16 protein-coding genes and 1 tRNA gene are annotated in these 17226 nt (G+C 61.9%); 8 read left to right on the top strand and 9 right to left on the bottom strand.

Going from position 1 to position 17226, the window contains the following annotated elements; genetic code table 11:
* Window positions 1-14: 14 nt before the first annotated feature.
* From ON753_RS04805 to ON753_RS04785, 5 genes are all read right to left on the bottom strand, one after another.
* Complete coding sequence (locus tag ON753_RS04805; RefSeq protein ID WP_265961437.1) at window positions 15-1112, bottom strand: NAD(P)/FAD-dependent oxidoreductase; 1098 nt, start codon at window positions 1110-1112, stop codon at window positions 15-17.
* Window positions 1113-1323: 211 nt separating this feature from the next.
* Window positions 1324-2169 carry a transglutaminase-like domain-containing protein gene (locus ON753_RS04800; protein WP_265961436.1) on the bottom strand — a complete coding sequence of 282 codons (846 nt, stop codon included), beginning with the start codon at window positions 2167-2169 and terminating at the stop codon, window positions 1324-1326.
* 13 nt (window positions 2170-2182) lie between these two features.
* Window positions 2183-3301: a permease gene (locus ON753_RS04795; RefSeq protein ID WP_265961435.1), complete on the bottom strand. Its 1119-nt coding sequence runs from the start codon at window positions 3299-3301 to the stop codon at window positions 2183-2185.
* Window positions 3294-3638, bottom strand: coding sequence for an ArsR/SmtB family transcription factor (locus ON753_RS04790; protein ID WP_265961434.1), 345 nt, complete (start codon window positions 3636-3638; stop codon window positions 3294-3296). Before ON753_RS04790 ends, ON753_RS04795 begins: the two co-directional genes overlap by 8 nt.
* 197 nt (window positions 3639-3835) lie before the next feature.
* Window positions 3836-4309, bottom strand: coding sequence for a DUF6428 family protein (locus ON753_RS04785; RefSeq protein WP_265961433.1), 474 nt, complete (start codon window positions 4307-4309; stop codon window positions 3836-3838).
* A gap of 80 nt (window positions 4310-4389) precedes the next feature.
* Here ON753_RS04785 and ON753_RS04780 point away from each other — a divergent pair, with 80 nt between their 5' ends.
* From ON753_RS04780 to metK, 3 genes are all read left to right on the top strand, one after another.
* Window positions 4390-4716: an ArsR/SmtB family transcription factor gene (locus tag ON753_RS04780; RefSeq protein WP_265961432.1), complete on the top strand. Its 327-nt coding sequence runs from the start codon at window positions 4390-4392 to the stop codon at window positions 4714-4716.
* Window positions 4717-5500: 784 nt separating this feature from the next.
* Entirely contained in the window at window positions 5501-7192 is a 1692-nt protein-coding gene (locus tag ON753_RS04775; RefSeq protein ID WP_265961431.1) for a glycine/sarcosine N-methyltransferase, read from the top strand.
* A 90-nt stretch (window positions 7193-7282) separates the two neighbouring features.
* Entirely contained in the window at window positions 7283-8470 is a 1188-nt protein-coding gene (gene metK, locus ON753_RS04770; RefSeq protein ID WP_265961430.1) for a methionine adenosyltransferase, read from the top strand.
* A gap of 132 nt (window positions 8471-8602) precedes the next feature.
* Here the strand turns inward: metK and ON753_RS04765 are convergent, their stop codons facing one another.
* Window positions 8603-9040, bottom strand: coding sequence for a ketosteroid isomerase-related protein (locus tag ON753_RS04765; protein WP_265961429.1), 438 nt, complete (start codon window positions 9038-9040; stop codon window positions 8603-8605).
* A gap of 367 nt (window positions 9041-9407) precedes the next feature.
* On the opposite strand from ON753_RS04765, the gene ON753_RS04760 reads away from it, so the two are divergent.
* The 3 genes from ON753_RS04760 to ON753_RS04750 all read left to right on the top strand — a co-directional run bounded on the left by ON753_RS04760 (window position 9408) and on the right by ON753_RS04750 (window position 11811).
* Window positions 9408-9482, top strand: a tRNA-Ile gene (locus ON753_RS04760).
* 459 nt (window positions 9483-9941) lie between these two features.
* A complete protein-coding gene (locus ON753_RS04755; RefSeq protein ID WP_265961428.1) occupies window positions 9942-11096 on the top strand; it encodes a slipin family protein in 1155 nt (384 codons plus the stop codon).
* 175 nt (window positions 11097-11271) lie between these two features.
* The gene (locus tag ON753_RS04750) at window positions 11272-11811 is read left to right on the top strand and encodes an RNA 2'-phosphotransferase (RefSeq protein WP_265961427.1); all 540 of its coding nucleotides are present in this window, start codon (window positions 11272-11274) and stop codon (window positions 11809-11811) included.
* A gap of 43 nt (window positions 11812-11854) precedes the next feature.
* On the opposite strand, the gene ON753_RS04745 is transcribed toward ON753_RS04750, so the two are convergent.
* Window positions 11855-12271 carry a DoxX family protein gene (locus ON753_RS04745; protein ID WP_265961426.1) on the bottom strand — a complete coding sequence of 139 codons (417 nt, stop codon included), beginning with the start codon at window positions 12269-12271 and terminating at the stop codon, window positions 11855-11857.
* Between the two features lie 258 nt (window positions 12272-12529).
* On the opposite strand from ON753_RS04745, the gene ON753_RS04740 reads away from it, so the two are divergent.
* Both ON753_RS04740 and ON753_RS04735 read left to right on the top strand, forming a co-directional pair.
* Window positions 12530-12832, top strand: coding sequence for a PAAR domain-containing protein (locus tag ON753_RS04740; RefSeq protein WP_265961425.1), 303 nt, complete (start codon window positions 12530-12532; stop codon window positions 12830-12832).
* 153 nt (window positions 12833-12985) lie between these two features.
* On the top strand, window positions 12986-13552 hold the full coding sequence (locus ON753_RS04735) for a hypothetical protein (RefSeq protein WP_265961424.1): 567 nt from the start codon (window positions 12986-12988) through the stop codon (window positions 13550-13552).
* 51 nt (window positions 13553-13603) lie between these two features.
* Here the strand turns inward: ON753_RS04735 and ON753_RS04730 are convergent, their stop codons facing one another.
* Window positions 13604-14713, bottom strand: coding sequence for a DUF930 domain-containing protein (locus ON753_RS04730; protein WP_265961423.1), 1110 nt, complete (start codon window positions 14711-14713; stop codon window positions 13604-13606).
* A 331-nt stretch (window positions 14714-15044) separates the two neighbouring features.
* Window positions 15045-17030: an RNA polymerase sigma factor RpoD gene (rpoD, locus tag ON753_RS04725; RefSeq protein WP_265961422.1), complete on the bottom strand. Its 1986-nt coding sequence runs from the start codon at window positions 17028-17030 to the stop codon at window positions 15045-15047.
* Window positions 17031-17226: the final 196 nt, after the last annotated feature.

The raw sequence follows: 17226 nt of genomic DNA, 5'->3' as shown, positions 1-17226 counted from the left end.
GTGACGGTCCCGGTTCAATCCCTCGCTTCCAGCCATATGCGCGCGCGCTCGAAATCCTTTGAGACGACGCCCTCGGCCAGCTTCTGCCCGACCACCGCGCCGAACTTGTAGCCATGGCCGGAGCAGGCGGAGACGATGGTGGCCTTGTCTTGCGTGGTCGCAAAGAAATGCTCGTCGGATGTGAAGGTGTAGGCGCAAGTGACCACATCGTCGACGCGGTATTCTTCGATCCGCGCGAAGGGCGGCGAGAAGTGGTTGCGGAGCGTTTCCCCTTCGCCCGGTGCAGGCGTCCTGTCGCGGTTCGGCGGCGCCTTGTATTTGTGAATGCCGGCGCCGAACTTCAGGCCCGTTCCCGCGACGGGAGGAAGGACATAGCCGTCGATCGGACCGCCCGGATCCAGAATGGCGGGACAGCGCTCCCACGCTTCGCGCAGGTCTTCCGGCGGGGTAAGATAGACGACGGCCGTGCGATAGGTGGTTAGGCTCTGCGCGAGCCCGGGAAAGAGCCCCAGCGTCCAGGCACCCGCCGTCACCACCACATGATCGCCGGTCAGCGTGCTGCCGTCCGCCAGCGTGACGGCCCCGGCCGCGGCATCGACGGACGTAACCTCTGCGTTTTCCCGTACGTTCGCGCCATTGGCGATCAGCCAGTCGCGCAGATCGGCGGCGATTTTCTGGCAGAGAAGCACGCCGCCCTCCTGGCTGACCGCGCCATAGCGGATGGTCGCCGGATCGATGAACGGATAGCGCTGCGCCGTTTCGGCCGGAGAAAGCTCCTCGAAGGGATAACCGCCCACCGCAAGGCCGTCCCGATAGACCTCGCCGCCGTCGCCCGGCTGCTGGGACAGCAGCATGAATCCCGTCTCGACCAGGTGCTTTCGGCCAATGTCGTCCCACATTTCGTCCCAGGCGGCATAGGCATCGCCGATGCGGCGCTGATATCCGCCCTGCCCGCCATAGGCGCGGCGGATAATGCGGTGCTGATCGCCGGAGGCCGACAGGGGATTGGGAATCGGCCCCTGTTCCAGAAGCGTGACCGGAATGCCGCGTTTCGTCAGCGCCCAGGCGGTTGAAAGACCGGAAATGCCGGCCCCGGCAATGAGTATCGTCATGAGAATTATCCTGCGGTGTGGAGCGCCAGATTAACGTCGCCATTGCCGGGCGCAAGGGACGATCTGCCGCAAAGCGTACATGCCGGATATGTGTTTCCAGCCGGGCTGGTTTGTGAGCAGGTGCTAAAAATTAGGCTTGAGTTCCGACCTTGCGAAATCCGCACCTGCGCAGGAGGGAAGGCTGCGACTGTGACAACTCAGTTGCGCGGCTTTACGCTGCCGCCGCCTCCTGACTGATTTCACGCCGGATGGTGATCGCCGCCTTATCCAGCCCGTTCTCCGAAACCCACAGCGGTTCGGCCATCAGCTTTTCGCCGGACAGGCCGAGTTCGGGAAACGCGAGCCCCATGGAATGCGCGACGGCCACCCGGTCACCCGGCTTCGGGTTCAATCCGCAACGGATCGTGCGGGTGCCCATCTTCAGGTGATGGGCAATGTCCCATTCCAGCACCACGCCGTCATGGCGGGTCACCACCCAGCAATGCATGTCGTCGCAGCCGCCGTTCTTTTCTTCCGGAAAGAAATACCCGGTGATGTAGCCCGCCTCGAAACCGGCGGCTCTCAGAGAGGCGATCAGATAGGTGTTGATGTCGACACAGGAACCTTCCGTGAGACCGCAGGAAAGGTGAGGGATCTCCTCGCAGCCGTCGGTGAACCGCGCGTCCGGATGGGCGTAGCGGAATTTCTCCGCCGCCGCGTTGACGAGGGCCTGGATGGCGGCATGCCCGTCGGGCGAGTCCCCGGAAATTCGGATTGCATCTTCCGCAAGCGCATGGGCGGCCCGGGTGAAACGGTTGAGGCGCGGGGTGAAGGCGGCATCGGGATAACCCGGTCCGCCGTCCCGGTATCTGTAGCGGACCGTGATCGGCTGCCCGCGCTCCGGCGTCACAAGGGCCGGCATCTGCCCCGTGGCGCATTCCCCGGTGAGGCAGAACGCCCCGCCGGAAATCTCGAACCGTACCGGCATCTGGTGCGGGGTCGGGATGCCGGTCGGGACCAGCAGCTTCCGGCAAGCATCCGGATGCGGCGCAACCGTTACCGTGACCTGGGTCTGCATTGAGGGAACCTGCCTAGATGACGAGTTGGAACAGAAGGCCGGAAAGCACGGCGCCGAAAAAGCCCAGCCCGAGATAGACGGCAAAGACCTGCGGCCTGACAAGCGACCAGACCGCCGCCATTGCCGGAATGGAACTGACGGCGCCGGCAATCATGAAGGCCATGGCGGCACCTGCGCTCATGCCCTGGTCCATGAGACCGGCAAGCAGCGGCGGTGCTACATAGCTGTTGAGATAGGCCGGCATGCCGACCAGAGCGGAAATGACGATGGCGCCAATCCCGTCGCCCCCGACGGCACTTGCGATCATGTCCGCCGGCACATAGGTGACCAGGGCCGCCTCCAGGACGTAAGCGAGCGCCAGCCACTTGACGAGAAAGCCGGCATTGGCCCTCAGTTCGGCAACGAACTTCTCCCGGCGTGTCCCCTCGTGCCAGAACTGCCAGACCGGACGCCCGGTCTGCGGTGACGCCCCGCAGCCGCTGCCGCCGGCAGAGGACGGTACCTTGACCGGATTGGCAAAGGCACCTGCCCGCATGGCCAGGGCAACCGCGGTGCCGCCCAGGAGCCCCAGCGTGACGGCGAAGGCCGCCTTGCCGATCGCGAAGGACCAGCCCAGAGCCCCCGCGGTAATCAAAAGCGTCGGCGGATCGATCAGCGGCGAGGACAGCCAGAAAGCCATGATGGCGGAAAGCGGCGCGCCGACTGCAAGCAATCCCGCAATGAAGGGGATGACCTCGCAGGAGCAGAACGGCGCGAGCCCGCCGAAGAGAGCCGCAAGGACGATCGCCTGCCTCTCCCGCCCCGCGAACGCCCTGCCGACATAGGCTTCCGCCCCGGCGGCCTTCAGCCAGGCGATCAGGGCAACCGCGAAGGCGATATAGGGAAGCGTACCGGCAAAGGCCTTGACGGCGAAGGTGACGAAATTCAGCGCTTCCGGCCGGTCGAAGATCAACACCAGCAGCGGTCCACCAAGCACGGTCGCCCAAGTCGAGAACAGATACTTGCGTCCCGGGATCGTCTTCCACCACGACGGTCCGGACGCGGGCGCCGCGCAGCAGGCGGACTTGGGCGCGCAGCAACTCGCCTCACCGGCTCCACCCGACGGGCTGAGCGTTTCCAGTGCATCAGTCATTTGCAATCTCCCTTTCCACGCCGGCCGCACCACTGGTATCCGTGCAGGTCTTCTCCTCGGCACAGCATTCCTTCAGGATGTAGCCGGCAAGGCTTTCCAGGTGATCGAAGGCGGCCCGGTTGATCACCGTCCGCCCGTCCTTTTCCTGGCTCACCAGCCCCGCGGACGACAGGAACCTCAGGTGATGCGCGAGCGTCGAGGCGGCCATGCCGGTGCGCGACTGGATGTCTCCGACCGTCAGCCCCTTCTGCCCCGCCTTCACCAGCGTCAGCACCACTTGCAGGCGGGCCTCCGAGCCCAGCGCGGCGAACCCTTGTGCGGCTTCTTCCAGATCCATTGTCGCCTCGAGTATAATATAACTATATTTCTGGTTATATAGTTATTTAGTGACGTGTCAATGCCGCAACCGGCCGCGCTTTTCGGGAGAGCGGAAAAAGGCACCGACACGTCGGATGAATGTGGTTGGAAACGCGGTCAGGAAGTCCGCGCTGTTGCGGCTACCGGCTTTGGCAAACCGGATCTGAGGCGATCAAGTCAGCGACAGCATTGAGTTCGCGCACCGGCTCCGCAACACCCGCCTTCGCTCCCCGCCGCAGCCTGTTCCAGGGCCGGTTTGCAACGGGCACGCCCTTCAGCGAGATGAACGGCGACGACACCTTCTTCCAGCCGCGGTCCGGACAACTGGTATATGCGCAACCCGCTGTTGCCATGGGCGAATTCGACATGCATCGGGCACTCGGCCAGAGCCTTTACCCGGCGGATGCTTTGCCGGACGATCGCGGAAAACTTGCCGACGGCCATGTGCTCCTCGCCCTGGCCGTCCAGCAGCTGAAGCGAAGCCTCGTCCCACTGGGCAACACGCGCGCCGCAGTCGATGCTGGTGATCCGGGCGTGCTTGAGCTCCGTTACGTGGTAGCCGTCACCGATAGGCCCTGCCTCGGTGTGAAAAACCAGCGGGGCGTCCGCAGGGAGCGCATTCAGGGATTCAAGAAGCTGATTCGGGGTCATGACCCTCTCCTTTCATTTCAATGATTCTTGAAATATACGAGATGACACAGAACGCAAGACATTTCAAGAAAGTTTGAAATATGAACGAAGCAGAAGCCCTGGCGGCCTTTTCGTCTCTCTCCAGCGCAACGCGATTGCGAATCCTCAAGCGCCTTGTGGCGGCCGGACCGGAGGGTCTGCCTGCCGGGGAAATCGCCGAGGCCGTGGGGGCAACGCCCTCGCGCACCTCGTTCCACCTGTCCAACATGGCCGAGGCCGGCCTGGTCATTGCCAGCCGGCAGTCGCGCCAGATCAGTTACCGCGTGGATTTTACTGCCATCGGCACCCTTGTCCGCTACCTCATGCAGGACTGCTGCAACAACAACGAGATCGTCCGCTCGTGCTGCCTGTCAGGCTCGGGATGTTAAGTTACGGGCTCATAAAATCGGATGCACTCGCGGCTCTGGAGCCGACTGTATTCAAGGCGCGAAGGCGCCGGAAGCCGGGCAGAACCTGCCCGGGAAGAGGTCGCACGGAAGCCGATAGTTGGTATGTCCTAAACTGAAGCTTCTGGGTAAAACACAGACTAATTCGCCTCACGCCCACGCCACAAAACGAACAACCACAAGAATCACAAATATCTGCATCACTACCAGTAAGAAAATCCGGAGAAAAACTTCAATTTTAAGAATAAACTGGATATAATTTTCATTGCGCTTACAAACGCTTCCCGCACTGCAGCGCACTGAAGATTGCCGCGGCATTCGCGTTGTCAGAAAAATTTTGCAAAAAAATTTTCCATGTTCTTACAATTGCTTACGGCATATCCTGCGCGCAAAGCACCGTCTTTCCCGCGGCAGCTGTTGAAATGAACCTGCCTTTTGTTAAGGTTGCGCCACTTTCAGGCATGAGGGTGTGCGCCGATCACGGCGGTCCGGTGAGGCTTTAAAATCGATTTACCGGCCCCTTTGATAGCCATCGGCTATCGCTTGCACATCTGCTGCCTGGTCCGGCACCCGGCCCCGTTCATTGGGCGCCGTAGTTTCCACCCCCGTGCACCTCGCACGATCGCCGGACTCAAAACGAGACAAGATCAGTTTTTCGCCGCCCCCACCGGGCGGTGTGAGAGCGTGCGCGTTCGGTTGGGGCTACCCAAGGGGCCCTTTGAAATCCGGTTGACGCTGCGCCGAACAACTAAAGGAGAAGCATGCCATGCAGGCAAAGCACGCGTCTGTTAACGCCGAGTTGCAGTTGGACGAGCAGGCCTATGGTCAGGACCCGATCGCGAACCGTGAAACGGACCTTTATCGCGGTGAGTACATCATGTCCTTCGTCGAGAAGTGGGATGAACTGATCGACTGGGACGCGCGTGCCGACAGCGAGGGCCAGTTTTTCATTGATATCCTGCGCGCCCGCGGCAAGGAGACCGTTCTCGACGTTGCCACAGGCACCGGCTTCCACTCCGTGCGCCTCACCCGCGCCGGCTTCAACGTCACCTCCGCGGACGGTTCGGCGGCAATGCTCGCCAAGGCTTTTGAAAACGGCCAGAAGCGCAGCATGATCCTGAAGACCGTTCAGGCCGACTGGCGCTGGCTCAACCGGGACATTCAGGGCAAATACGACGCCATTATCTGCCTCGGCAACTCCTTCACGCACCTGCATGACGAAAAGGACCGTCGCCGGGCACTTGCCGAATTCTACGCCGCCCTGAAGCATGACGGCATCCTGATCCTCGATCAGCGCAACTACGATTCCATGTTGGATCATGGCTATTCGAACAAGCACAAGTATTATTATGCCGGCGAAAAGGTGAAAGCCGAGCCGACCTATATCGACGAAGGTCTCGCCCGGTTCAATTACAGCTTTCCGGACGGCTCCGAATACACTCTCAACATGTGCCCGATCCGCAAGAACTACATGCGCCGGCTTCTGTCGGAGGCCGGTTTCGAGCGGGTGCGCACCTATGGTGACTTCCAGGAGAGCTACGCCGAAAGCGAGCCGGATTTCTTCATCCACATCGCGGAAAAATCCAGCCTGCACCTTGTGCGCTGGGGTGGTGCGACGACGGAAGACGGCAAGCAGGACATCCGGGAAGTCGCAGAAACCTATTATGACAGCGATGATGCGGACACGTTCTACAGCCACGTGTGGGGCGGACAGGACCTGCATATCGGTCTCTATGACGACTCTACCGACATCCGCACCGCGTCCGATCTCACGATCGACGAAATGGTGAAGATGCTTCCCAACCTCAACCAAAACGCCACCGTGCTGGACATCGGCTCGGGCTATGGCGGGGCCATGCGCAAGGTCGTGCGTGAAACCGGCTGCTCGGCCGTCTGCCTGAACATTTCCGACGTTCAGAACGACACCAACCGGCACCGGAACATTCAGCAGGGCTTTGCGGACAAGATCCGCGTCGTGCATGGCGCCTTTGAGGATGTTCCGGAAGAGGCGGCGAAATTCGAGGTCGTCTGGAGCCAGGACGCGATCCTGCACTCCGACCAGCGCCAGAAGGTGCTGGAAGAGGTGTACCGCGTGCTGAAACCGGGTGGGTACTTCATCTTCACCGACCCGATGCAGGCCGACGATGCGGATCCGGCTGCCCTCAAGCCGGTGTACGACCGCCTGCAGCTCAACAGCCTCGGCTCCATGCGCTTCTACCGGGAAGCCGCGCAGACGCTTGGCTTTGAAGTTGTCGAGCAGCGGGAAATGACCCATCAGCTGCGCACGCACTATTTCCGGGTGCGTGAGGGCCTTCTTGCCCAATACGACAAGCTGCGCAGCGAAGGCGCTTCGGCGGAGTATCTCGACAAGATGTCCCAGGGCCTTCTGAACTGGGTCGAAGCGGCCGATGCCGGCCAGCTCTCCTGGGGAATCCAGATGTTCAAGAAGCCGGACTGATCCACCTTCATTCACCTCACGTCCGACAGAGCGCGGCGGCCACCGGCCGCCGTGTCCGGACGTACAATTTCCACCAACAAGGAACGTGCAATGACACAAAGAACCTGGCTGTTCACCAGTGAATCGGTCTCCGAAGGCCATCCCGACAAGGTCTGCGACCGTATTTCCGACACCATCCTGGACGCCTTTCTGGCGGAAGATCCCCAGGCACGCGTGGCCTGCGAAACCCTGACGACGACCAATCACGTCACCATCGCCGGGGAAGTGCGCGGCCCGCAGAAAGTCATGGACGGAGTTGAAGACCTGGTCCGCGCCGCGGTGCGCGACATCGGCTACGAGCAGGACGGATTTCACTGGAAGACGATGGAAGTCGTCAACCGCCTGCACCAGCAGTCCGCCGACATCGCCATGGGCGTCGACGAAGGCGACAAGGGCGAGGAAGGCGCAGGCGACCAGGGCATCATGTTCGGCTATGCCTGCAACGAGACCGAAGAGCTGATGCCGGCACCGATCCTGCTGTCGCACAAGATCCTGCGGACCATGGCCGAAGCGCGCAAATCCGGCGCTGAGCCCGGCCTTGGACCCGACTCCAAGAGCCAGGTCACGCTGAAATACGAAAACGGCCGCCCGGCCGGCATCGACGCGGTTGTCGTCTCGACCCAGCACGGGGAAGACGTCACCCAGGACAACGTGCGCGAGATCGTCCTGCCCTTCATCCAGAACGCCCTGCCAGCCGGCTGGACGGTTCCGGAGGACCGGATCTACATCAACCCGACCGGCCGCTTCGTCATCGGCGGACCTGACGGCGATGCCGGCCTGACCGGCCGCAAGATCATCGTCGACACCTACGGCGGCGCAGCGCCCCACGGTGGCGGTGCATTCTCCGGGAAAGACCCGACCAAGGTCGACCGCTCGGCAGCCTATGCGTCCCGCTATCTCGCCAAGAACGTGGTCGCCGCCGGCCTTGCCGACAAATGCCTGATCCAGCTCGCCTACGCCATCGGCGTTCCCGAGCCGGTTGCCGTCTATGTGGACACGCAAGGCACAGGCAAGGTGGATGAGGTCGCACTGGGCGAAACTTTGCGGGAGATGGTTCGCCTGACGCCGCGCGGCATCCGCGAGCAGCTTGACCTGTCCAGGCCGATCTACGCCCGCACCGCCGCTTACGGCCATTTCGGCCGTGAGCCGGAAAAGGACGGTGGTTTCGGCTGGGAACGCACGGACATCGCCGACGACCTTGCCCGCCACTTCGGCGCCCGGGCGGACGCTGCAGAGTAAGCGCCTGTCCGTGAAAAATAACAAAGCGGCCTGTATCTGCAGGCCGCTTTTTTTGTCTTGTGCTAGGTGCCCGCACACCCCGCCGATACCGGTCGTTATTGCGCGGCGAAAATCTTGGAGACGGCGCCGAACTCAGCCGCTCTCGGAAACGGCCTGGGCGCCACCGTTCACCTGATCAATCCAGTCCTGCAGGTTGTAGTAGGTGGTGATGCGGGCGATCTTTCCGTCGCGGATTTCGAAGAAACTCCCGGCGGGAACCTTGTAGGTCTGGCCGTTTGCGGGCGGCAGGCCCTCGTCCGTGGTCAGATAGGTGCCGTGAACCACGTATTCCGCCGCGGCGCGCGTGCCGTCTTCATTGACGAACAGCACGATGTCGGACAGCCGCTCCTTGTAGCAGCGCGACATGTGCACGTTGAAGGACCAGAACTTGTCCTTGCCGACCCGGCGCCTGCCCTGATTGACATCGTGGACGAGGTCCTCGGCCACCAGGCTTTCCATCTTCTTGGTGTCGCCTGCATTGAAGGCCGCAAGATAAGTATCGATCAGGAAGCGTGACTGTTTGCCGGGCATGGTAACTCGCTGGTACGGGACACGTTTTTCACGCCCGAGTTTGCCTTCACGTTGTGTGCGACGCAAGGGCCATGCCTGAACTGGTTTTGGGAACGTCACCGGAACGCGGGCAGTAACCGCTCTCTCAACAAGACCTGTATACTGCAGCCCGAACTGTTGCAGAAACGCAACGAACTGTAACCCAAAAACAACAAATCGGCACGGAACGGGAATTTCCGGTTGCCACGACCGCACGGCTTGACGTATTAGCTCCGCCACCGATCGCTATACCGGCGCAGACATCAACGGCTCGGCTGTTTTCTGCCGCCCACATGATCCGGCCCTGCCGACTTCATGTACGGATGCTGCACGGCAAGATCGGATGCCAGCGCATGAAGTTCAAAGGTTGAACGCCGGATATATTGCCCGGAGGCAACAGGTTCGAGTCCTGTCATGTGCACCATTGGATAGCTCAATTGGGTAGAGCATCGGACATTTAATCCGAGGGTCGCGGGTTCGATCCCCGCTCCATCGTGCCGGCCGTCAAACGCCGGTAAGGCCTGTAAAGCCGCCAGCTTTGGGAGCTGTTTCAATTGGGGATCTGAAGAGGCTTGCGGAAGCCGGTTGAGCTGCAAGGCGTTTGCCATGCGCTCGTCCTGCCGACGTCGGGCGCTCTTGCCCGGTCTTATGCCAAGGCCGCACCGCTGACCTGCCGGAGCCGCCGGTTTTCGAACGGGCGCAACCTGCCTGTCCGCCGTAACGCCCTCTGGTTCAGGACCCGGCCTGAGCACTTGTGCTCTCTTCAGGTCTCACTGTTTTCGCCCCGCTCGCTCCGCAAGTGAGCGGATTTCTCCGACCCCCAACCGACATCAACCACGAAAGGAAAATCCAAGTGCATTAGCGCAATGGAAGGAACATCGAAATGAAGACTTTTCTCGACAAGATCCGCGGGCGCACCCGCGTGCTGATTTCTGAAAACGAACGGGCGGTTCACCTGGCCAAGGGTGAACTCCAGGGTATCCTCGGACCAGGTGAACACAGCCTCGCGACCATGCGCGGCACACTGGTGATCGAGCGTCACAACCTGGCACAGCCGCAGTTCCGGTCCGATTACGAGAAGGCTCTTTTCGACAAGCTGCCCGAAGTTGCGGAAAGGCACCTGACGGTCGTGCGGACGAAGCCGGGCGAAGTCGCCGTGCTGGAACGGGACAACCGCGTTCACACGGTCCTTGGGCCGGATGAGCGGCTTGTCCTGTGGCGTGAAGCCGGCCCGTGGACCTGGGAGCTGTTCGACACGGAGGCGGACCCGGAGCTGTCGCCGAAGCTGATGCGCCGGCTGGGCGATGCCCGGCAGACGCAGCAGTTCGTGATCGTTCCGGTTACCGAGGGCAGCGTGGCGCTCCTTCACATGGACGGCGTGCTGACCAAGGTGCTGGAGGCCGGCCTCCACGCCTACTGGAAGGCGGGCCGGACCGTGACGCAGCGGATCATCGACCTGAAGCGGCAGAGCCTGGACGTCACCGGTCAGGAAGTGCTGACCCTCGACCGTGTCACGATCCGGATCAACCTGTCCGCGGAGTACCGCGTGGCTGATCCGGTGAAGGCCGCAACCGAGGTCAAGGACTTCGCCGACACGCTGTACCGGGCGCTGCAGCTGGTGTTCCGGCAGCACCTTGGCGCGCTGAAGCTCGACCAGATCCTTGAACGCAAGGGCGAGGTCAACGCCGAAGCCGCCGACAAGATCAGGGCCGACATGGCCATGATCGGTGTCGAGGTGTCCGACATCGTCCTGAAGGATGTCATCCTGCCGGGCGAAATGCGGGAAATCCTCAACAAGGTGGTCACGGCGGAAAAGGAAGCCGAAGCCAACGTGATCCGGCGCCGGGAAGAAACGAACGCAACCCGTTCGCTTCTGAACACGGCAAAGGTCATGGCCGAAAACCCGGTCATGCTCCGGCTGAAGGAACTGGAAGCGCTTGAATCCATCGCCGCAAAGGTGGATCGCCTGACGATCCACAACGGAACCGGCGGCCTGATGAACGACCTCGTCAGGCTGCGGGACGAAAGCGCGGCCTGAACAAGAACCGGACGGCGCGGACACCCTCCGCGCCGTTCACCTTTCTGGGCGGCAACATCCGCCACGGGAGCTTTGACGAATGGTCTTGTCAGGAGCGCGCCCTTGCTGGGTGCCCGACTGCCCAGCTCATCGCTTGAGCGCCTGTCCGAAGTATTTTTTAAGAACTGATGACCTTATGAAAACAGACATTTCCAAACGCATGTCTTTCTGGCTCCGCCACCGGCCGGAGGACGCCGGGATTGAACTCACGAAAGACGGCTGGGCCGACGTTGGCGAGCTATTGCGCGCTTTCAGGGAGACGGGTCTTGCCTGCCGCCGCGAACACCTTGAGCGGGTGGTCGAGACCAACGACAAGCAGAGATTCGAATTTTCAAAGGACGGCACGATGATCCGCGCGCGGCAGGGACATTCCGTCCGGATCGACCTCGGGTTGGAGCCTTCCGAGCCCCCCGCCCGCCTGTTCCATGGAACGGCTCACCGGGCTCTACCGCTCATCCTGAAGGAGGGTCTCAAACCCATGAACCGGCACCATGTGCATCTGTCGTCCGATTTCGAAACCGCAGTCAAGGTAGGAGCCCGGCACGGAAAACCCGTCGTTCTGCAAATCGCGACGTGCCCCATGGGGCTCGCCGGCCATGTCTTCTACCGAACGGAGAACGGCGTCTGGCTGACGGATGCCGTGCCGGCAAAGTATCTCACTCCCGCGCCGGAATGACGGCATTTGGGGCGCGACCGGAGCCAGCAGTCCGCCGGGCGGATCAGCCCCAGGACCGGCCCGCCGTTTTTTCCTTGCCGAAGAGCAGCCGCTCCAGGCTCAGCGGACCGGGGCCGGCCGCGGCCAGGAAGAGAAAGATGAAGCAATAGAGAATGGCTTCCGCACCGCCATTGAGCAGCGGATGGAAGCCTTGCGGTGCGTGGGCGAGGAAATAGGCGGCAGCCATGGTTCCGGATGCCAGGAACGCCGCGGGCCGCGTCAACAGGCCGACCGCGATCAGGGCTCCGGCGACCAGTTCGACCAGCCCGGCAACACCACCCATGCTCATCACGGAAGTCCCGGCAAAGTCGCTGGGCGGAAAACCCAGATACTTGGCCGTCCCGTGTTCGAGAAACAGAAGACCGCTCACAATGCGCAAAAGGCTTTGAAGGTAAGGTGCCACCTTGTTGTAAAAGCTCATTCTTTTCCTCGATCAAACTTATGGACAAGCCGCTTCGGATCACCACTTCAGATTGAAGAAGTTCGCCCACACTATACAAATCGTCATTGCTGACAAGACCATATACCTTCCCCGAGACACGCTTCCTGAGGGCCGAGCCAGCCTGGAACGGTCGCTCGCTCCTATCGGGAAACGCGAAAAGTGTGACGTAACAGCATTGACTAAAATTGCCCCACCCGTGAAGATTTTGCCCAGTGTTTCACAGGAGTTGGTCTTTCCATGAAGTTCCCTGCCGCCCGACTGACCGATATGCATACCTGCCCAAGCTGTGCGGGTGTGCCTGCGCCGATTGCTTACAAATGTGCCTATTCCGTGCTGACGGGCAAGATGCCTCAAGCCCGCGTCACCGACTTGTGCGTTTGTCTCGGCCCCCCGCCGCCGGTCGGCGGCGACCCGATCGTTACAGGAGCCTGGACCGTGCTGGTCGAAAAGCTGCCGGCGGCCCGCATGACTGACCTGACACTGAAGGGCGGGGCAATCGTTAGTGGATTTCCGACAGTGCTGATCGGAACATCCGGCTGAGGTGGCGCAGGTGCCGGTGGGCGGCCCGGCTGCCGGAGGCGGGCCAGCAACTCATTCGCGCAAAACCTGGGGCCCTACTATGGATCGGCGCCGGGTCCGGTCCGGCCTGCCATGTATCGACCTCACAAGCGCGCTTAAGAAGAGGCAGCTGCAATGTCATCGGTCACCAGTCAGAACAATGACATCACACTTACGGCACGGTTCACCGGGGAAGGCCATTCGCTCCTGCTCTCCTATCGGGTAACGAACGATACCGGCGGGACGGTCTACCTCTTCGACATGGTGCACGCGGACTATGACGGATCGGTTTATCCGCTGGTCGATCCGTGCTATGCCACGATCGAAGGCGGTCAGCTGGTTCTCAGCCGTCAAGTCATTCCCGTGCCCGACGGCATGCGGGTCGAGACGGTCAATATTCCCTTCGTAACCGCCATCAAGCCGGGCCATTCCGTCGACAAGACCGTCAGGCAAGTGCAGCCGGTTTTTCCCTGGACGCCCTACACCGACACTGACAACATCCCGCCGGCCCGGGGCACGCAACCCATGAACGCGTATTTCCGGATCGGCTATTTCGTCGGAGCGGACGGCACAAGCGCACTGGCAAAACCGGTCCCCACGGACCAGGGAACCCTTGCCTCGTTCGATTCCTTCCCCTTCGAATCCCAGAAAACCCTGATTACCGGCCCCCTCGGGACGCTTGACATCTATGATATGCCGTGAACAAGGGTTCGGTTTCTCCTTCCAGGTGAGCCGGACACCTCAGACGTCCGGTCAGAACCCCGACAGACCCCGCTCCGCCCATTCGCCGGGCGGGATCGGCTGTCCGATCCTGAAATCGAACTTCTGAACCCTGGTCACATCTCTGTCCGTCTCGCAGCGGAAGGCGACATCGTACCATCTGCCGCCGGAGCGGAACGCGGCCCTGGCCGGTTCCAGCACATTGCCGTTTCTCGGGCGGAAGGTCGGCAGGAGTTCGGGCGGTTGCGGACTGGTCACCGTCAGCTGCGCGCGCAGTTCCGTCATGCACAACAGGTTCAGCCTCTCGCCGGGCGGCATTCCCCTCATGGCGGTTTGCGCCCGTGGGTCACTCAGAATGTTCTCGGAAAAGAGTTCGCGCGCCGAGAGCATGCCTGCCGCCGCTCCGCCGCCACCCGGGCTTGCCGCTTCTTCAGTGGCCGGAGGCGCTGACGGCCGGGCGGGTTTCGGAGCAGGCCGGACCGCCGTCACGATCGGACCGACGGTGCCGAAATCCTGTGCCGGCGCCTCCCCATCCACGGGCCCCTCCTCCACCTGCTCGTCGGCAGTGTCCGCCTCTGCTTCCGTCTCCGCGCCGGATTGAAGCTCAGGGTTTTCCTCGGGTTCAGACACTTCGTCGGCAACGGCGACGTCCTGCCCGTCCGGCCGTGCCGGGTCAGGTTCTTGCGGGGCCGGTTCATCGGAAGTATCGGGCACAGCCTCCGCGATCACCTCTTCTTCGGCGGCCGGCACTTCCTCCGCCGTCTCTTCTTCGACCGTCTCTTCTTCGGGGGCCTGCGGTCCGGTGTCCTCTTCGCCGAACTCTTCCACCGGCTGCATCACCGGTGCCTCGCTTGGGGCCGGCGGCTCCTGAGCTTCGGCTTGCTCGGCCGGCGGGGGCGCCGGCACGGGTGCCTCCGGTTCGGCCTCTTCGGGCTGAACTTCTTCCGGCTCCGGGATTTCGGTCTCCTCGGTCCGCGGTTCCGTGTCGGGCACCAGTTCCACTTCGATCGGGTCGACCGGCGGCTCGGGCACCGAGAGCTGGAAATTGGTCACCAGCACCACGGCGACGAGGACGTGGAGCAACAGCGAGACGGCGAGACCCGCTGCCAGAAACCGCCGTTCGGAATAACGCGCCTCTTCCATCGGCTCTTGCTTAGCTGCGATTAGTGCCAAAATGGAGGCCTTGAATCTGAAAACGCCTGCCGTTCTAGAACAACAGGCCCCAATAAAAAACCCGGCAGAGGCGCCGGGTTTAACTTGCTGACGAAGGACTTCCTCTCCCTCTTCATCCCGGCCAAGCGCAGCGCGAGCCGGGATCGGAGAGCCAGGAAGTCTTCCTCTTCCATCTGACAGACCTCAGCTCACCGGTCCCGGATCTCCCGTCCGGAATGACGACCTGAAGGTTTCTAAGTAGCCTGAACCCGGCACTGGAGCCGGGTTCATTCTGTTTCTGTCTTGGCGTCCGGTCAGCGGCTTAGCTGTCCAAGAAGGAGCGCAGTTTGCGCGACCGGCTCGGGTGCTTCAGCTTCCTGAGCGCCTTGGCCTCGATCTGGCGGATACGTTCGCGCGTGACCGAGAACTGCTGGCCGACTTCCTCCAGCGTGTGGTCGGTGTTCATGCCGATGCCGAACCGCATTCTGAGGACACGTTCCTCGCGCGGGGTCAGCGATGCAAGCACGCGCGTCGTCGTCTCGCGCAGGTTCGACTGGATGGCCGCATCGATCGGCAGGACAGCGTTCTTGTCCTCGATGAAGTCGCCCAGGTGCGAATCCTCCTCGTCGCCGATCGGCGTTTCCAGGGAGATCGGCTCCTTGGCGATCTTCAGGACCTTGCGGACCTTTTCCAGCGGCATCTGCAGCTTTTCGGCCAGCTCTTCCGGGGTCGGCTCGCGGCCGATCTCGTGCAGCATCTGGCGCGAGGTACGCACGATCTTGTTGATCGTCTCTATCATGTGCACCGGAATGCGGATCGTGCGGGCCTGGTCGGCGATCGAACGGGTGATCGCCTGCCGGATCCACCACGTCGCATAGGTGGAGAACTTATAGCCGCGCCGGTACTCGAACTTGTCCACCGCCTTCATCAGGCCGATATTGCCTTCCTGGATGAGATCCAGGAACTGCAGGCCGCGGTTGGTGTATTTCTTGGCAATGGAGATCACGAGACGCAGGTTCGCCTCGACCATTTCCTTCTTGGCGATGCGCGCTTCGCGCTCGCCCTTCTGCACCATCGCGACGATGCGGCGGAACTCGGTGATTTCAAGGCCCGTCTCGGTCGCCAGCGTCTGGATGTCCTGACGCAGCTCGCGGACGGTTTCCTTTTCCTTGGCAATGAAGTTCTTCCACCCGCGGGTGGACAGGTTCGCCACCTTGCGCAGCCAGTTCGGGTCGAGTTCGGCCCCCTGATACTGCTTCAGGAAGTCGGTACGGTCGACATTGTAACTGTCGGCAAGACGCAGGAGACGGCCCTCATAGCCCATCAGCCGCTTGTTGATGTCATAGAGCTGGGCCACCAGAGCGTCGATACGATTCTGGTTGAGCGACAGGCTCTTCACATCGACGATGATGTCTTCCTTCAGCTTCTTGTAGCGGCGCTCCTGGCTGGGCGACAGCGTCTTGTTCGCCAGCTTGTTCTCCACCAGCTGGTCCTGCAGGCGGCGCAGCTTCTTGTAGTTGTCGGCGATATTGTCGAAGGTCAGCAGAACGCCCGGCTTCAGCTCGGCTTCCATGGCAGACAGCGAAACGTTGGATTCGAACTCGTCGTCATCCTCATCGTCCCCGTCCTCGGAGCTCTCGCTTTCATCCGGCATGTCGCTTGCCGCAGGCTCGGCGCGGGTGCCCGGCGCCACGTCGTCATTGGCAACGGCCGGGCCTGCCTTGGCATCGGGACCGGCATAGGTCGCCTCAAGGTCGATAATGTCGCGCAGCAGCACCTGTCCGTCATTCAGCTCGTCGCGCCAGATGATGATTGCCTGGAAGGTCAGCGGGCTTTCGCAGAGACCCGCGATCATCGCTTCGCGGCCGGCTTCGATCCGCTTGGCGATCGCGATCTCGCCCTCGCGGGAGAGCAGCTCGACGGAGCCCATCTCGCGCAGATACATGCGCACCGGATCATCGGTCCGGTCCGCCGGCTCCTTGGTGGTCGTGGTCTTGGCCACCGCGCTGGGGCTTGCCGCGACCAGCTCGCCGCCGTCGACCTCGTCCGGAACCTCATCGGCGTCTTCGGAATCGATCACGTTGATGCCCATGTCGGAGAGCATCGACATGGTGTCCTCGATCTTCTCGGAGGACACCTGTTCGGAGGGCAGAACTTCGTTCAACTCGTCATAGGTGACATAGCCGCGCTTCTTGGCGACCTTGATCATCTTCTTGACAGCGGCATCCGACAGGTCCAGCAGCGGACCATCCGGACCGTCCGCGCTCTGCTCCTGAGTGTCGTCTGCTTGTGTCGCTTTGGCTACCATTTCGTGCTCCAGTTCGCGGCCCGTGCGGCCGCGCAGCGCCCCTGATTTAGCTTCAATCCAATTCGATCCCGGCGCCCCGGCATCGCTTTCGCGGCGGCGTCCGAAAGAATCAACTTGCGATTGGTTTGTAAGCCGTGTCCCTTAAGTCCCAATTAACCGTACTCGAGTCGATATCGTGATTTTCAGCATCGACGAA

The sequence above is a fragment of the Roseibium salinum genome, from assembly GCF_026240905.1.
GTDB lineage: Bacteria > Pseudomonadota > Alphaproteobacteria > Rhizobiales > Stappiaceae > Roseibium > Roseibium salinum.
Note: the sequence above shows the minus strand (reverse complement) of the source record. Positions and strands in the feature narration are given on the sequence as shown.

Coding starts and splice junctions, on each gene's coding strand:
- metK (WP_265961430.1), top strand. CDS start 7,283: ATGACACAAAGAACCTGGCTGTTCACCAGTGAATCGGTCTCCGAAGGC.
- ON753_RS04750 (WP_265961427.1), top strand. CDS start 11,272: ATGAAAACAGACATTTCCAAACGCATGTCTTTCTGGCTCCGCCACCGG.
- ON753_RS04745 (WP_265961426.1), bottom strand. CDS start 12,271: ATGAGCTTTTACAACAAGGTGGCACCTTACCTTCAAAGCCTTTTGCGC.
- ON753_RS04800 (WP_265961436.1), bottom strand. CDS start 2,169: ATGCAGACCCAGGTCACGGTAACGGTTGCGCCGCATCCGGATGCTTGC.
- ON753_RS04730 (WP_265961423.1), bottom strand. CDS start 14,713: ATGGAAGAGGCGCGTTATTCCGAACGGCGGTTTCTGGCAGCGGGTCTC.
- ON753_RS04795 (WP_265961435.1), bottom strand. CDS start 3,301: ATGACTGATGCACTGGAAACGCTCAGCCCGTCGGGTGGAGCCGGTGAG.
- ON753_RS04805 (WP_265961437.1), bottom strand. CDS start 1,112: ATGACGATACTCATTGCCGGGGCCGGCATTTCCGGTCTTTCAACCGCC.
- ON753_RS04755 (WP_265961428.1), top strand. CDS start 9,942: ATGAAGACTTTTCTCGACAAGATCCGCGGGCGCACCCGCGTGCTGATT.
- ON753_RS04780 (WP_265961432.1), top strand. CDS start 4,390: ATGAACGAAGCAGAAGCCCTGGCGGCCTTTTCGTCTCTCTCCAGCGCA.
- ON753_RS04790 (WP_265961434.1), bottom strand. CDS start 3,638: ATGGATCTGGAAGAAGCCGCACAAGGGTTCGCCGCGCTGGGCTCGGAG.
- ON753_RS04775 (WP_265961431.1), top strand. CDS start 5,501: ATGCAGGCAAAGCACGCGTCTGTTAACGCCGAGTTGCAGTTGGACGAG.
- ON753_RS04740 (WP_265961425.1), top strand. CDS start 12,530: ATGAAGTTCCCTGCCGCCCGACTGACCGATATGCATACCTGCCCAAGC.
- ON753_RS04785 (WP_265961433.1), bottom strand. CDS start 4,309: ATGACCCCGAATCAGCTTCTTGAATCCCTGAATGCGCTCCCTGCGGAC.
- ON753_RS04735 (WP_265961424.1), top strand. CDS start 12,986: ATGTCATCGGTCACCAGTCAGAACAATGACATCACACTTACGGCACGG.
- rpoD (WP_265961422.1), bottom strand. CDS start 17,030: ATGGTAGCCAAAGCGACACAAGCAGACGACACTCAGGAGCAGAGCGCG.
- ON753_RS04765 (WP_265961429.1), bottom strand. CDS start 9,040: ATGCCCGGCAAACAGTCACGCTTCCTGATCGATACTTATCTTGCGGCC.